13 protein-coding genes and 1 pseudogene are annotated in these 16331 nt (G+C 39.1%); 5 read left to right on the top strand and 9 right to left on the bottom strand.

Going from position 1 to position 16331, the window contains the following annotated elements; all coding sequences use genetic code 11:
- Positions 1 to 107: 107 nt before the first annotated feature.
- Positions 108 to 1037, bottom strand: coding sequence for an AAA family ATPase (locus tag IEW93_RS20530; protein ID WP_223419172.1), 930 nt, complete (start codon positions 1035 to 1037; stop codon positions 108 to 110).
- Between the two features lie 516 nt (positions 1038 to 1553).
- Here IEW93_RS20530 and IEW93_RS20535 point away from each other — a divergent pair.
- Positions 1554 to 2702: an ISAs1 family transposase gene (locus IEW93_RS20535; protein WP_188741093.1), complete on the top strand. Its 1149-nt coding sequence runs from the start codon at positions 1554 to 1556 to the stop codon at positions 2700 to 2702.
- An 86-nt stretch (positions 2703 to 2788) separates the two neighbouring features.
- On the opposite strand, the gene IEW93_RS20540 is transcribed toward IEW93_RS20535, so the two are convergent.
- Positions 2789 to 3025 carry a helix-turn-helix domain-containing protein gene (locus tag IEW93_RS20540; RefSeq protein ID WP_182699027.1) on the bottom strand — a complete coding sequence of 79 codons (237 nt, stop codon included), beginning with the start codon at positions 3023 to 3025 and terminating at the stop codon, positions 2789 to 2791.
- Between the two features lie 101 nt (positions 3026 to 3126).
- On the opposite strand from IEW93_RS20540, the gene IEW93_RS20545 reads away from it, so the two are divergent.
- The 3 genes and pseudogenes from IEW93_RS20545 to IEW93_RS20555 all read left to right on the top strand — a co-directional run bounded on the left by IEW93_RS20545 (position 3127) and on the right by IEW93_RS20555 (position 6045).
- On the top strand, positions 3127 to 3636 hold the full coding sequence (locus tag IEW93_RS20545) for a VspR family transcription factor (protein WP_223419997.1): 510 nt from the start codon (positions 3127 to 3129) through the stop codon (positions 3634 to 3636).
- Positions 3633 to 5045 (top strand): DEAD/DEAH box helicase, encoded by a 1413-nt coding sequence (locus IEW93_RS20550; RefSeq protein ID WP_182699028.1) that lies wholly within the window; start codon positions 3633 to 3635, stop codon positions 5043 to 5045. The genes IEW93_RS20545 and IEW93_RS20550 overlap by 4 nt, the downstream gene beginning before the upstream one ends.
- A gap of 110 nt (positions 5046 to 5155) precedes the next feature.
- A pseudogene (locus tag IEW93_RS20555) lies at positions 5156 to 6045 on the top strand (IS982 family transposase).
- A 67-nt stretch (positions 6046 to 6112) separates the two neighbouring features.
- Here IEW93_RS20555 and IEW93_RS20560 read toward each other — a convergent pair.
- The gene (locus IEW93_RS20560; RefSeq protein WP_182699029.1) at positions 6113 to 6379 is read right to left on the bottom strand and encodes a hypothetical protein; all 267 of its coding nucleotides are present in this window, start codon (positions 6377 to 6379) and stop codon (positions 6113 to 6115) included.
- A gap of 334 nt (positions 6380 to 6713) precedes the next feature.
- Here IEW93_RS20560 and IEW93_RS20565 point away from each other — a divergent pair, with 334 nt between their 5' ends.
- Positions 6714 to 7466, top strand: a complete 753-nt coding sequence (locus tag IEW93_RS20565) for a hypothetical protein (protein WP_182680761.1) — start codon at positions 6714 to 6716, stop codon at positions 7464 to 7466.
- 143 nt (positions 7467 to 7609) lie between these two features.
- On the opposite strand, the gene tnpA is transcribed toward IEW93_RS20565, so the two are convergent.
- The 6 genes from tnpA to IEW93_RS20595 form a co-directional block, all read right to left on the bottom strand.
- Positions 7610 to 7786 carry an IS66 family insertion sequence element accessory protein TnpA gene (gene tnpA, locus IEW93_RS20570; RefSeq protein ID WP_182680760.1) on the bottom strand — a complete coding sequence of 59 codons (177 nt, stop codon included), beginning with the start codon at positions 7784 to 7786 and terminating at the stop codon, positions 7610 to 7612.
- A 102-nt stretch (positions 7787 to 7888) separates the two neighbouring features.
- Positions 7889 to 8809 carry a cation diffusion facilitator family transporter gene (locus IEW93_RS20575; RefSeq protein ID WP_223419168.1) on the bottom strand — a complete coding sequence of 307 codons (921 nt, stop codon included), beginning with the start codon at positions 8807 to 8809 and terminating at the stop codon, positions 7889 to 7891.
- An 89-nt stretch (positions 8810 to 8898) separates the two neighbouring features.
- A complete protein-coding gene (locus IEW93_RS20580) occupies positions 8899 to 12093 on the bottom strand; it encodes an efflux RND transporter permease subunit (RefSeq protein WP_182699030.1) in 3195 nt (1064 codons plus the stop codon).
- Between the two features lie 26 nt (positions 12094 to 12119).
- Positions 12120 to 13289 (bottom strand): efflux RND transporter periplasmic adaptor subunit, encoded by a 1170-nt coding sequence (locus IEW93_RS20585; RefSeq protein WP_160056810.1) that lies wholly within the window; start codon positions 13287 to 13289, stop codon positions 12120 to 12122.
- A gap of 56 nt (positions 13290 to 13345) precedes the next feature.
- Entirely contained in the window at positions 13346 to 14590 is a 1245-nt protein-coding gene (locus tag IEW93_RS20590) for a TolC family protein (RefSeq protein WP_160056811.1), read from the bottom strand.
- Positions 14591 to 14694: 104 nt separating this feature from the next.
- Complete coding sequence (locus IEW93_RS20595) at positions 14695 to 15042, bottom strand: DUF2946 domain-containing protein (protein ID WP_188741094.1); 348 nt, start codon at positions 15040 to 15042, stop codon at positions 14695 to 14697.
- Between the last annotated feature and the right edge of the window lie 1289 nt (positions 15043 to 16331).

Genomic DNA, 16331 nt, shown 5'->3' on the forward strand with positions numbered 1-16331 from the left:
CGCCACTGTTCAAAGTTAGCGAGGGTGTTAAGGAGTTTATCTGGCATCATTGTGACCGGGTTGATTTAGTTACAATGATTAAATCAGGTTAATTGAAATAAGTTGAGCTACGCTGCCGTAAGCTCACGATCTAGTAGCGGCTGCAAACCTTTACAGCGGTCGTTGTAGACTTTGCGAATCTGCTCAGGCGTACTTGTTTTAAGCTTTACTAGCTCCGCATGATTAACCTGAATAGAGTCTTCTTGCTCCTTGCTTAAACAAAGCGCGTCAACATCCTCAACTTTGGTTTTGTCTGATAGAGTTGAGACAAAAGTAAAAACTTTACTAGCTGAACTGAACGTTGGTAAGGGAGTAGCCGTATTATACAACCTAATCTGGATGTCACTATCAGTTCGCACAAACTCACAGGCGCGCATTAACTGTGATAGCAGCTTCATTCCTGCAGGTTTGTATTCAATGGTGTCTTCACCAGAGATGTAGTGAGTCGCAGAGGTATTATCGAAGATGCGGATAGACTTTAGGTCTTCCCTTGCTACAGTCGATAGGCTCCAAGCAACATCATGTTGCTCTTGACCAATAACAATCGAAATTTCAGCGGCAGGGTCGCCAGTTTCTTCTTCATAAATATTAGGTAGAATTTTCGGAGTATTTCCGCGGGTAAGGCAGGCATTTTTTAGAATCTTTGCATAGCTAGACTTTCCAGAGCCATTGTCGCCATAAACTGCGGTCAGTCCGTTAGTTTCAAACTCGAGCAATGCATCAGATACAAGAGCTGAGACATGGCTTACTTTGCCAATACTTTTAAGGTTTACTGCATTCTGTTCTTTACCAAAGCCAGTTAGGTCTAAAGGTGTAATGTAGCCAGCATAGGATTCATCTTGATCTTTAAGACCTTGCTCCATCTTGGCAACCGCCAAAAGAAGCACAAAATCATCATCTCCTAGTTCGCCTTTCTCAGCTGCTAATTTAATGGCATAACGCCACCATAGATTTTTTTTTAACTTGTTGGCCCATCCAACTACGCTTCCAATCGACATATTAATCTCCATTTGCACAGTGCATCAGGAAGCTAAGCCTTTACTCCCAAAGAAGTCAACAAGTAGTGGGTAAAACATTGAACAAGATGATGTTTTATTGAGTTAAGGCCTACATGGACTAAATTAAAGACTTTGCCTAATATGTTTTGGGTTATTCCTTAAGTTGCCAAGTGGAAGTTTTACTTATTTCTATGTTAAGCATCGTAGTGCTTTATTCAAAGCTGCCAAAGAGATGCGACTGTTAATTACGTATAAGGATTAGATAGCCGAAATTAATTGATATGTGGGGTCAATATCCAGTGTAAGAATTTTGTTTACCGTACATTTCCTAATGCTGCTATTTACCTTTAGACCCTTTGCACTAACTGATTTATGTCCATTTCCGAGTTAAATAAACACATATCAGCTCCATCATAACCCAGGGCGAGTTCGTGAACGTTTTTCAATCAACTTAACACACGATTTGACGTTATCATTTAGCTATGATCTTATACTCCTTTTTTTCGGGAGCTCAGCATGCATATTGACCACTTCAAAGAGACTTTTCAAACCATAACTGACCAACGCCAAGGGGCTAAAGTGACCTATTGCCTTTTTGAGGTTTTGTTTGGTTCTCTATGTGCCGTTATCGCAGGAGCTAAAGGTTGGTTTGATATTCGAGAATACATACTTGGACATCATGATTGGTTTAAAAACAATAACCTATTCGTGAGTGGCATTCCTGCTGATGACACTATAGCTCGTATCATATCAACGATAGAACCAGAACAATTTCACCGGTGTTTTATCAACTGGATGTCATCGATACACACTCTTACCGAAGGCCAAGTGATTGCTATCGATGGAAAAACGCTTCGGGGGTCATACAATCGTCAAGACAGAGCCAGTACCATACACATGATTAGTGCTTATGCTTCATCAAACAAATTAGTACTTGGCCAACTTAAAACAGAACAAAAAAGCAATGAGATAACTGCCATTCCTGAGTTGATAAAGATGTTAGATATCAAAGGGGCTTTAGTGACTATCGATGCTATGGCTTGTCAAACAAAAATAGCCAAAACCATTGTGGAACAGGGCGGTGACTATCTGCTAGCGGTTAAAAGTAACCAGGGGAAATTACGCGAAGCGATAGTAAAAGCCTTCTCTTTCCAGCGCTCCAGCAATACGGACAAATCCACAATTGAACAGGGTCATGGGCGTACAGAGTGTCGCCAGTGCTATGTTATTGACAGTACAAACTTAGTCGGTGACTTTTCAAAATGGAAAGGGTTAAAAAATATCGTTATGGTTGAAAATTGTCGCCTTGAGAAAGGAAAACCAATCGAGCTTGAGTACCGTTATTACATCAGCTCTAAGGGGCTAAGTGCCGAACAAGCAGCGATAGCCGTTCGAGAGCATTGGGGTATCGAATCAATGCATTGGGTGCTTGATGTCAGTATGAGTGAGGATGCATGTCAAATCTACAACGCTCACGGGGCCGAAAATCTGTCATGCCTGCGTCATATGAGTTTGAATATGTTACGAGCCGAGTCGACCAAGATAAGCATTGTTGGAAAACAAAAGCGATGCATGATGAATCCATCGATGCTTGAAGCAGTCTTAAAGGCTGGATTTAGTAGCTCGGTCAAAATTAAGCACTCATGCGGTAGCCCTGCATCATAACCTTAGTTAATAATCTTATAAGTTTACTACTAATTATCACTGCTGCTATAGGTATAAATTAATGAGGCTCACTTTAAGCATTAGCACTAATCTAGTTGTACTTTATATTTGAGTCTGGCTGGTAGAATTTCATCAAACTCACAGTCAAGTGCATTAACTATTTTGTATAGAGTTTCCAGTTTGATGTTGACGCAACCTCTTTCCATTTTCCCGTAATTACCTCTTTCAATACCGACATATGCTGCAAATGCCTCTTGAGAATAGCCAGCATTAACTCTTAGGTATCTTAATTTATCGCCAAATTCAATTACTAAATCACTCACCTATCAACACTCCAGGTAAAATGATTAGATTTTCATATTGAGGTACAAGCCACCACGCCCTATAATACCCATTCAAGATAAATTATTAGGATCTGTTTTTGATGTTAGACCCATTCGTAGCTCAAATCATTAAAGCAGAAAACTTTGATAAGTTCACAACAAGTGATGTCCGCTCTGCATATTTTGCATTAAAAAAAGATCCCTCTTTGGATAGCGCAGAGATCAGAAGAATGATTTATGCAGAATTAATGAAGTTAGTAAAAAAAGGCTGGTTAGAGAGGAATATACAAAAGCAAAAGGGACAGACTAGATTCAAAAAAACAGTTCATTTTGATGCCACAAACCTTCCTGTTAAGCCTATGGCTTTATTACCTATTTCTGATATTGAAGGCATTGATAAACATAAGAAATTGAGCGCAAAACTAAACTACTATAAATCAGAACTATTATTGAGCTTAGGTGAATCAGAGGCATATAAAGAGATATACTTAGAGCTGCCTGATTTAGCTGAAGAGTTACAACCCAAGTACAATTTAGCGAGGGAAAATAGCACTAAATTGTTGGGGAAAATCAAGGCCATTGAAGCGATCATCGAACAGAGAAATATATGAGACTTAGACGTTGGCAAAATGCATGTATAGATTCGTCATTAAAACAATACCTTAATGGACAGTCTCATTTCTTGGTTTTAGCGACGCCTGGCTCAGGAAAGACTCTGATGGCCTCTGTTTTATCAAACCATCTATTGAAGAATGACCTTGCTGATTTAATCTTTTGTTTTTCCCCATCTTCGATAGTTTCCATGGATTTTGCTGAGTGCTTACAATTAAGATCGAATGAACGTTTTGACGGGCTAATTGGTTCAAAGGGCAGAGCTTATACTTATCAACATTTGCAGTACTTAGATGGTGCTTTTTGGGAGCTATTTGAAAAATATCGAGTATTCGTTATTTTCGATGAAATCCATCATTGTGCAGGATCTACTGTTGATAATGCGAATTCATGGGGAGAGCATATAATTCTGAACATTCAGAACAAAGCTCGATTCACCATGGCATTAACTGGCACGCCTTGGCGCTCAGATACGGCCCCTATCGTTTTTGCTAGCTATGCCTCACCAGATGGTGAAATCTCATGTGATTACGTCTATGGCCTTTATGAGGCAATTTTAGACGGTGTTTGTCGCGTACCTCAGATAATCGCTGTTGATAACAATCATATTTCAGTAATAGAAAATAATGAAACCGCCGTTTTCGAAAGCTTTGATGACCTACTGTCTAACTCCCAAATTGCATACCAGGACGTAATCGAAAATGATGATGTAATAAAACATATCATCACTTCGGCTAGTAAAAAGCTAGATTTTATAAGACTTGAAAACTCTAATGCAGCTGGCTTAATCGTAGCTTCATCGATAGAACAGGCCAATAGAATTTCAACATTAGTAAAAAAATGGCTTCAAGAAGAAGCTGTTGTCGCTACCTATAAGGAAAGTGACCCGACAGCCATTATTCAACGATTCAGACACTCAGAATCCAAGTGGATTATTTCTGTTGGAATGATTAGTGAGGGAACCAATATCCCTCGCCTACAAGTGTGTTGTTATCTCTCAAACATAAAAACTGAAATGTATTTTAGGCAAACACTAGGACGAATTCTTAGAGTTACAGACACTATTAATCAAGAAGCAATTCTTTATATGCCAGCGGAGCCCAAGTTGCTGGAGTATGCTTATAGAGTTAGACATGACGTGCCTGTTGAGGCTGATGTTGTAAAATTTGAAACAATGCAATCACTGCTTGTCGGCGATGAGACTAATAGTCAAAACAAAACTATTTCTCTGAAAGAACCTAGCATTGATTTGGCAGGCAAAGAAATTAAACTAAATGGTTTCATTGAAAACACTGATAGCTTGTTCGATGAAGATTTTTTATCAACTTCATATGACCAAGTGATGAATATATTCGGTCGTTTCAAACAAGAAACCATAGGTATAGGTATAGGGTTAGGATTAGATTAGGTGAGTTGAAGTAACTTTACTTAACCTGAACTCGAGATAAGAAGTGAACTAAACGCCCTCTTTATGATCAGATCTTTCGACCAAGAAGGATTTAATCATGCTGAGGGCGTATGAATAATTTAGTGGATATATTTTGTGATGCCGATGATTTTTGTGCTGTATTCATTCCGCAATGGAAAACACAATGCCTGACTGACAGCAAACGAAAACGTCAGCGCTCAAATAGAATGGACACGAGCGAAATAATGAACATTATCATACCATTCCACACATCCCACCACCGTGACTTCAAGAACTTTTATTCTGGTTATCTTGCTCGATTCTTTAAATCTGATTTTTCACATTTGCTCAGTTACAGTCGCTTTTTGGAAATAATGCCCACGACTGTCGTGCCATTGTGCAGCTATTTTTGTACCATAAGAAGCCAGCCAACAAGGATTGAGTTTATTGATTCAACGAGTATCAAGGTCTGTCACAACTTACGAATTCCAAGGCATAAAAAAGCTTATCGGGCTTCGCTAGCCGAGGAAAAGGCACGATGGGATGGTTCTACTAGTTTAAACTTCACCTAATTGTTAATCGCAAAGGCGGCATTGTAGCCGCCAAAATAACGCCCGCGAATGTGCATGACACTCAGCCTGTTTCGGGGATGGTGGTTAACTCAATGGATAAACATTATGCCGACAAAGGCTATATTAGCAAAGCACTGGCGAACGACTTACTCGAACAAGGTGTTACGATCGTCAATAATGTCCGTAAAAACATGAAAGCTAAAGCATTATCCCTATGGGATAGAGCGATGCTTTCACGTCGATTTATCATTGAAACCATCAATGACCAGCTAAAAAACATTTCACAAATAGAGCATACAAGACATCGAAGCGTGCATGGTTTTATGTTGAATATGATAGGCGGATTGATTGCCTATCAACTGAAAGAAACTAAGCCACAACTCAATATTACGAATGCTGAATTTGGCGCTATTGTTGTTATGGCTTAAACCGATCTCAGGTTACTTACTTCAACCTAGATTATTTATCATTATTCAACTTGATATTGTAACTTAATCAAAATTTTGAAGCAGGGTCTATAATAAATGTGACTTTCTGTGGCTTATCTTGAAGAGAACGAATGAAAACAGGTTGGGATTTTACGCTTGAGTAGTTTTTATCAACCATTTCGCAGTCATCTAAATGCTTGATTAAACTTTTTATAGCATCTTTGTATTTGTCTGGAACCCTCATCACGACGGTTTTTTCGTATTTAGTTTTTCGACCTGCACCAGTTCGAAATCCGCCATGTGTTACCTTGTATTCAGCTTTTTCTTCAGACATGTAAACTCCAAGTTTGATTTTGTTACATTATCAGGCTATCTTGAATAAGTTACAAAATCAAGAGCCTCGATACTTTTAATGATGACGGATAGCTTTACATGCTGTGAGGTTAGGAAGATTGAGACAAGTTTTTATGCATGGCTGTAATCCTTGGATTAGAATTGCACCTTCAACAGCGCTAATAAGTAATCGTCCCGATATGAATATTTTTCAATCTTATTATTGGGCTGAAATGTGATAGATAAATGAACTTTTAATACAAATCTTGAGCTTATTTTTGATTAACCTTGAAATACGCTTTCAAATGTACAGCACTATTAACAGGCTCTCTGACATGCAAAATATTAGGACTAACATCCAAGCTTTAAATAAACAAAATCCTGCACCTTTCTCAAATGACATCATCTATAACTACAGCACCTATTTGAGGAACAATGATATTTACCTTAAAGACGATAGAGAACACTACGTTGCCCCTATTCCGTTCGATCAAATAGTAGGCATCGAACAGATGTATGGTGATGACTCAACCTGGGGGCAATGCATAGAAGGACGATGGCTTAAGCGCCTGAAACAAAGACTTATAGAACTAGAAGACAACCCGCAGTATTATTTATCGGAAGTCGAACTGCCAAACCTATCCTTCATTAAGGTTGGAAGTAAGTACTTCATCAGCACAGGTAAACATCGCACGATTATCGCTAGATTTTTGTCCTATTTTAACCCTGAAGTGTTTAGCAACCGTTCTCCGTTTGAGTTTGCCAAGGTGACAGAGTGTTTTATTGACACCGAGTATGCCTCGTTTAAAAGGCGATTCGACGCTGTTACTGATAACTACCCTTCGTTAATATTTAAACTGCAACACACTACGGCAGAAGACGATCTGCATTTTCTACTTATCAGAGAAAATAGGGCCAATGGAAAATCCGAAGTATTCACTCGAGCCCAAGCCTACCAGGTACTTGACGCACTAGAGAGTCCATCAGTCAAAGAAAAATGGAATTCAGGTAGTGTGTATTACAACAGCAATATTTACTCGTTTATTCCATATCAAACCTGCTTTAAGGCTTTTTTCGGGCACCCTTAGAGCAAAAAAGTCAATCGAAAACCGTTGCTAATCATCGTTGTTGAAATCACTTTTGCCCCAAAACTCGTTTGAAGCGAAAAGTGATTTAATATGAGCGGGGATATTTGCGTCCGGCGAACTACGCCTTGCCTAGATCAACGCGCTCAGCGGCACCACTTTTTGCTTAGTGGGTGACGAATGCGGGTTAAGTTTTTAGCCCACGCATAAAATGTAGATAGGGTTAAGTCACTGGTTTTACAACATTCAGCTTTGGTTAATTCACTTTCAGTTTGCTGCTGAAAAATACGCTGCCAGTATTGTATTTTATCGTTTTTTGACATGATTGTTCGCCTAGATTTAGTTAGGAAATAATCATGCTAAATTTGAAAATTATTGGTATGTGGGATTAATTGATCGCTTACTTTTCATCTTTGAAAGTATTTCTAATCGCTTTTTGAATCTCTACATATTTCGTCTACGAACTCAAATTCCAGTGTTGTATGTTCAAGATAAAAAGGGCTAAGTCGTGTTGATATTTCATGCTTTATTGCCATATATTCTTGTTGATCAAAATAATGATTCACTACTAAATGAGCTGTAAGAACATGCCTTTCGCCGTCAAGGGACCACAAATGGAAATGATGAATATCTTCAATAAACTTCAATGTTGATAATTCAATTTTTATTTTTTCTTGAATGGCTTTCTCAGGTGTTGCTTGTAAAAACAGACGTATTGCAGTACGGAGGTTTTTTAAGACATTAAAAAGAACAAATAATGTAAATCCTATTGAAAGTATGGGATCAAGTATTGGGAGTTCGATATATATTAGGACGATAGCAACAATTAATACGGCTACCCAACCTAAGACATCTTCCAATAAATGCCAATTAAGTACACGTTCGTTTAATGTTTTCCCTTCACTTAATTTGAAAGCAGCATAACCGTTAACAATCACCCCCAATATCGCTAACCACAACATGCCTTGAGCATCAGGCATTTCTGGCGATATCAATCGAGGAAATGATATGGTTAATACCCAAATCGATCCCGCGATTAAGACAACACCGTTAATTAGCGCACCAAGTAAAGAAAAACGGTGGTAGCCGTAACTAAACGTTTCATCGCGACTTTTCTTGCTGAGTTTGTTTAATCCCCATGCGAGACCAATGGATAAACTATCTCCTAAATCGTGAACCGCATCTGCCATTATCGCGGTACTGTTGGTTAACCAGCCGCCAATAAATTCGATAATAGTAAAACAAACATTTAATATAAATGCCCAGCCAATACGACTTGAAGACATATCTTTAGGAATATGACTGTGTCCATGGCTAGCTGGGTGTTGATGTGAATTGTCGGACATTACTTTCTCCTATAAATTGATATCCCGCAGCGAATACCTACGGGATATCTAGTTAAAGCAAACAGTTATATTTATTTAACCAAGCAGCACTACCTTCTCATTTCTTCAATCCGACCTTTAGAAAACCAAGCATAAAGTACGGGAAGAACAAATAAAGTAAGGAACGTCGCAGTGACCAATCCACCCACAATGACTGTAGCTAATGGCCGTTGTATTTCAGAGCCAACACCAGTTGACATGATAATAGGTATCAAACCAAGGGCAGAAGTAATCGCTGTCATCAATACGGGACGAAGTCTTGATATAGCACCTTCGTAAACAGCTTGAGCAATACTTTCCGTACCTGTTTCAATGCGTAGATTAATCGCTTCAACCATAACCACACCATTGAGAACCGCAACACCAAATAAGGTAATAAAACCAATTGAACTTGGTACAGATAGGTATTGACCAGAAATATACAAGGCAACTATGCCACCAATCATAGCTAAAGGTAAATTAACGAGGATGAGCATGGCTTGACCCACACTGGCAAAAGCAAAATATAATAACAACGCAATAATGCCAATAGAAAGTGGCACAACAATAGCTAGTCGTTGCTGTGCTCTTTGTTGATTTTCAAATTGCCCACCGATATCAACAGAATAACCCGTAGGCAAATCAACCTTAGTTGCAATTGCTGCTCGAATATCTTTTACGACACTACCCATGTCTCGCCCTTGTACATTGGCTTGAATAACGACGCGTCGCTGAACATCATCTCGGCGAACCTGAGGAGGGCCTGATTCAATGGCAATATCTGCAACATCACCTAGTCGTACCCATGCACCTGTTGGGGCTTGTAGTCGTAAATCAGCAATAGTTTGTTGTTGATTTCTAAACGCTTTGTCTATCCTCAGATAAATATCATAACGTTCATTACCATTAATGACTTGCCCTACTTCGTGACCACCGATACCATTTCGCACTAACCTCATGACATCACCAATCGATAAACCATATCGAGATAATTGACGACGGTTTGGTCTAACGACTAACTGAGATTCTCCTGCTATTGGCTCCATCGCTACATCTCTTGCACCATCAACACCTTGAATAGCATTAACAATAGCTTGACCTTGCTGAGCCAGGACATCGAGATCAGCACCAAATAGTTTTATGGCTAACTGCGCTTTAACACCAGAAAGTAATTCATCTACTCTTGTTGCGATAGGTTGAGAAAAATTCAGTAGTAAACCGGGGAATTTCTCAAGTTTTACTTCCATTAAACCTTGTAGTTCATGGCGTGTTTTAGCGCTGGTCCACTCTACAACTGGTTTGAGACCAATATAGATTTCAATGTTACTCACTGGCTCAGGATCACCACCAATTTCTGCTCGGCCAATACGACTGGTAGCATAAGTAACTTCAGGAAATTCAAGTAATATTTTTTCCAGTTTAGGGGCAACTGAAAGCGCTGTCGCTAAACTGGTTGATGGAGCCATTGTTACACGTAAATTAATCGTGCCTTCTTCAAGCTCTGGTACAAATTCAGTACCTAAATTTGGCACTAAAAATAATGTACCAACAAGTAAGGCTCCAGCCCCTATAAGAACCACTTTCTTTGCATTCATTGCCTTTGTTAAACTACGACGGTAAAATTTTTCTAGCACACTAACGAAAGGGCTGGTTCGTGCTTTAAAACCTCGTTGAAACAAGTAACTAGCTAACGCGGGTACAACAATGAGAGACACGGCTAACGACGCAACCATAGCAATCATAATACTAATAGCCATCGGCTGAAATAGTTTGCCTTCAACCCCTTCTAAGCTAAATAATGGCGCAAAAACCACCATAATAATTGTTACTGCAAAAAATACTGGCTTAGCTACTTCTCTAGCGGCAATTTGTATACGTAAACTAACATCGACATCTTTTTCGACATCAAAAGGGTTCTCACTGTCATGCATTCCTTTATGACTATGTTCGTGACGACGGTCTGGCTGACTGAGATGTTTGAAAATATTTTCCATCATCACCACCGCACCATCGACCATCATACCAATAGCAACCGCTAAACCACCCAGAGACATTAAATTCGCAGACAAGCCATTGTAAGCCATGATCATTAATGCCATCCCAACAGAAAGTGGAATAGAAATAAGTACCAATAAAACAGCTCGAACATTCAGTAAGAAAAGTACTAACACGATAACAATAAAGATAAAAGCCATTATCAATGCTTCAGCGACCGTACTAACTGCTTTTTCAATCAAATCTGCTTGATCATAAATAGGTTCAAACGTGACACCTTTTGGCAGGGCTTGTTGAATAAGTGGTATTCTGTCTTTTATGCCATCAATGGCAACTTTGGTATTTGCGCCCATACGCTTTAAAACAATGCCGGATACAACTTCACCTAGAAATTTACTACCGTTAGTACCAACACGTTTACTCATGGTAACCGCGCCTTGTCTAATTTCGCTTCCAAACTCAACAGTTGCCACATCAGCAAGATAAACAACAGTACCTTCAATTGTTTTAACAGGGATTTGTTTTAGTTCTTCAATACCTTTTTCATCACTACTTAACCAACCAACACCTCGAATAATAAGTTGCTCTTGGCCTCTATCCATATACCAGCCTCCCGCATTGTCATTATTATCTTCTAATGCATTAGCGATATCTTGTTGAGTTAATTGGTAAGCAAGCAAACGAGAAGGATTAATATTTACTTGGTATTGTTTAACATTTCCGCCGAATGCTAAAACATCTGTAACGCCATCTACTGGCATTAAGAGTAATTTAACCACCCAATCGTTAAGGCTTCGAAGTGACATGCTGTCATACCCCGAGTCTTCATCAGCGAGCAATAAATATTGATATACTTGCCCCAAACCAGAAGTGTTTGGGCCAATTTCAGGTGTACCAACCCCTTCAGGGATCAATTCTTTTGCTGATTGCAATCGTTCAAAAACCAATTGACGAGCAAAATAAATATCGGTGCCTTCTTTGAAAACAACCGTAATACCAGACAAGCCTGTTTTAGAAATAGAGCGTACTTCTTCAACATCAGGTAATGCATACATTACGGCTTCTATTGGAAAGGTTATGAGTTGTTCTACTTCTTCCGAAGCCAAACCAGGCGCCTCAGTATTAATTGCCACTTGTACGTTGGTAACATCTGGAAATGCATCCAAATTCAAACGAGGAATAATAAAAAAGGCCGAAACCGTGAACGCAATCAAGGCAAGAATCACCAATAATCGGTTAGCGACAGACCAGTCAATCAAACGATTTAACATGTGTTAGTTCTCCAATTATCAGTTAATTAATGGTTATGAGCATCAAAACTGCCTTTGGCAATTTCCGCGGCAACATAAAAAGCGCCAGTTGTAACGACTTTAGTACCTGATGGCAAACCAAAAATTTCACGTGATTTTCCCAGTTGTCGTCCCAATTCAACTTCGACACCTTTAAATTCGCCATTTTCTTCAACAAACACCATCCAATCACCATCACTACCACGCATTAATGCTTCTTCAGGCACAGTCAGAACTTTTTTGTCCGTTTCAAAGGCAAAATAGACATCCGCAAATAAGCCTGGATGAAGCTTATGACCGACATTTTGAACCTGTAAGCGTATAATACGTGTGCGAGTTACTGGGTCTATGGTATGAGCTTTTTGAGTGATCGTAGCTATGTATGTATTGTTACCTACATTTACTTGCGCCTTTGAATTTTCAGGTAAGTCCAATTCCATTGATGGAGCTAAACGTGCTTCAACCCATAACGTATCTTCATCAGCCAACTCAAATAAAGTACCGCCCGATTCTATGCGTTGGCCTTGACGAAAATTATCAGATAATACCGCGCCAGAAGTCTCAGCGTTTAGAGTGTATTGCCCCAGTTTTTTAGTGTTGGTAGTCAAAGAGATAATAGCGTCAGTAGATAAGCCAAACGCATATAATCGTCCTAAGTCAGCCTCAAAATCGGTCTGAGCTTCTATAAAGCGTTTCTCACCTACCGCTTTTCGACCAAGTTTTTGAACCCTTTTCCATTCTGAATCAGCGAGCCTATAGCTGGCTTGAGCTTCAGCCATTGACTCACTAAATAGGGTGACTAACGGTTGATTGATTTCAACATGATCACCTAAAGCAACATGGCGTTTTAGTATCACTGAATCTACTCTTGGCGAGACTAAATAACTGGTATAATCATTAGCCTTTATCTCCCCTTGAGCATAAATACTGTAAGCCATCGTCTGAGGCTCTAGTACGGTTATGTTAATTTCAGCTAAAGTTAATTGCCCCTTTGAAAGTTTAACTCCCGCACCTTCTTCCTCCTCATTTTTAGCTTCATGTCCATGTCCATCATCTTTTTCTTCAACATGCTTTTCGTTTTTTTCAGATGATTGAACATTTGCAAATGTCGCAGTAGTTATGGTTGTTATTCCACAAAAAAGTACGGCCAGCGTTATTAATTTAATTTGCTTATTCATATGTTTTTTCCAAAATTGGTTCATTGACTATTAATTATTCAAATTACATTTAATGATCAAGGCTGAGATAATTGTTGGAGCACAGTCTTAATTTGCCCCACTTGTAATAGCCAATCTATTTGGCTTAATTGAAATTGACTTTGTAAGTCTATGCCCGCTTTAAGACCTTCAGCACGCTGTTGTAAAGCGAGTAAATACTCGGTAGTGCTCACATCACCGCTTTGCCATTGCTTTTGCAGCAAGTCGCCACTACGTTTACCTCTTCCATCCATCAATTGTTGCCAACGTTGATAGTTTTTTTGATAAGTGAGCAAGGTGTCGATACTTGATTGAATAGAAAACCGTTGTTTGCGCATAATGGAGAGAAAATTTGCTTCGGCAGCTAATGCTTGTTGATTCGCAGCTCTTGCTTGTGCTGAAAAATTGTTGCGAATGTTCAGAGGCATTGAAAGCGTTACTCCAAGCACATTGTCTCCTGCATTTTTACCTGCATTTATACCGATAGTAGGGTCCGCTTTAGCCTCCAACATTGACAGTTGAGCATTACTTTTAGCTATTTGCCACTGCGCTTTTGCCTCTAGAACTAAAGGATGTTGTTGAAGCCATTGAGGTGATAATTGATAATTGCTGATAGTCAAACCTTGCGCAGGTAAAACCTCTTTATCCGGCGTCCAATCCTGCAGTAGCTCCTTGACTTGAGCTTCAGCTTGTTTTAATTGAACTTGTGCTTTTGCGGTAACATTCAACATTTGAGATAAACTTAAAAAAGTAAGTTCAGCATCTACTTGTCCAAGATCACCTGCTTTTTGACGATCCTTAACTAAATCAAGTATGGTTTCCAACTGCTTTTCTTGTTCTTGAGCTATAAAAGCTTGCTTTTTAGCTGCTTGCCAAGTAATTAACGCTTGTAAAGCTTGCGCTGTCTTTTCTTGAACAAGAAAATCAAAGTGTTTGCTTGCTTGAGTTAAGCTAAAGTTAGCTTGTTGCTCTTTTGTTTCTCGTTTATCCCACCAATCAATCGTTTGATTAATGCCAATGGAATAATTATTAGCGTCACCTTCTCGCTCATAACCAGTCTCTAGTTCAGGATTATAAAGCGGTTGCTTGTTCCCTTCCGCATTTGAAAAAACAGCATTCATTTCTTCTTTGGCAGCAATAATATTTGGATGTTTGTTTATTTGCATTGACAGCCAAGACGTCGATGTTGGTTGTGCATTTGCTCTTTGTATATTGATTAACATAGCTAAAAACATACCGACGCATAGCATGGCGCAAATACTTTTTTTAAAAAATATTTTCATAAATTAAACTCATATTTATTTTGGTAGTGTTAACTGACGACAGTAAAATCGTAAGTAGACAAGAATATAAAGATGCTCAGCTAAAATGAGCTATTCAAATAGAGTTAACTTATAGGAGGGATTATTGGGTTATCAGAGTATGCATTAGCATATTGATATGAATATAGGTATTGATGAGTTACTAGTATATTGTGATCAATACTAGGTTTAGTTTGAGTCAAACATTGAGAATGAAACCCATGACAATGTCCACAGTGATGACAGTCCTCAACACTATGTTCACCTTCTATTGGTAATTCGTTATCAACTATTTGGCTATCATATTCGTGAGAATGTTCGGTTTGGATATGTTGTACATCTAATGTATGCGTTTCTTGTGAATTTGCAATAGCTACAAACGATTGTATTACAATCGCAATCGCTAATATTAAATTTAGAAACTTATTTTTCAAAGAAATAACCATCAGATGCACAAAGTTAAAGTAGAACATTTCTTATTGATTTCGTCAATTAAACTAAACTGTATTTTTAAAGACTGTTGTCGCTTAAGTCGTTAAACAGCTTCTTTGTATTGATCTGGATTTCTGCCAGTTTCGCTCGAAATCACAGTAGGTTTCACTAATTTATTCATGCTCGTTTCTTTTTCTAATAACTCTTGGTCGAATGATCGGATCAAGGAACGAGCATTTAGTTCCTTTGGGGAGCTAATTTCTTATCCGAAGCTCAGGTAATTTACTAAAGTTTGTCAAAGCTACTCCCTTGTACGGTTTCTCATTTCAGTTGATTATTTCCATAATCAACCAAGCAGGAATACCCCGATAGCAAGTCGGTTTGGGTACCACTAAAAAAAACATCTGCTCATCACAGACTTAAAATGTACTTCACCCCTTCGCAACGTTTAACTGCTTTTGACCGTTAACGTTCCATAAAACGCATTGTTGATGGTCAGCTTGTTTTTGTCCTCCACACCATTACAGGCTTTCACAGGCCAAGCTTAACTCACTACTACTACGGGGTCATCTGCCACCACACACTAAAATTGATCTTGGCTTTCGCCTTGACTCAATGTCTCCGGTCTATATCCGGATTCAGTGCCAGGCTTCCCCAGTTACTGCACTGACTCCCTGTTAACAATGCCACCCTCAAACACAGCTTAGGTCTGGCTGAGTATAGGACTTTGCGTTATTTTGCACGCTTACCCACCTCAACTGCCGAAGCAGGTTCACTTGCGTTGTGTACTGTTAACTTCCTATGGCTTCCTTCAGACCCTGTCGTTGACCAACAACGCCTTTGCGATTATCTTCCCCTCAGTAGGGTTGATCTGGGCATCTTTCAGCCTAGCGGGTTTGCCAGCTTCGCTGGGCAAAAAAAGCGACCACTCAATGAGTCGGTCGCTTTTTATTAGTTTCTAACTTTTCAGTTAGTAGCGATCTTTATGACTAGTTTCGAACATTATTTAACTTCCATAATAAATGAACACTGGGACACCATTACCCAAGCGATTCACATGATTATGCGACCATTTCAAGTTAACTAACTCAAGCTCTCATAATGTGTAGTAGTAAACAATTAGGATGATGGTGTTATCAATTGCCATTATGACCAACAGGCTTCTATACCGGTGATCATTGAAGGTGCTTGATTTTATTTCAAATCAGGATCATGCTACACCTCATGAAAATATACCTCACCGATGACCAGAAGAAACAGCTCGAAACCCAGCATGCTCAAGCGCGCGATG

This window comes from Shewanella inventionis (assembly GCF_014641855.1).
GTDB classification, from domain to species: Bacteria; Pseudomonadota; Gammaproteobacteria; order Enterobacterales; family Shewanellaceae; genus Shewanella; species Shewanella inventionis.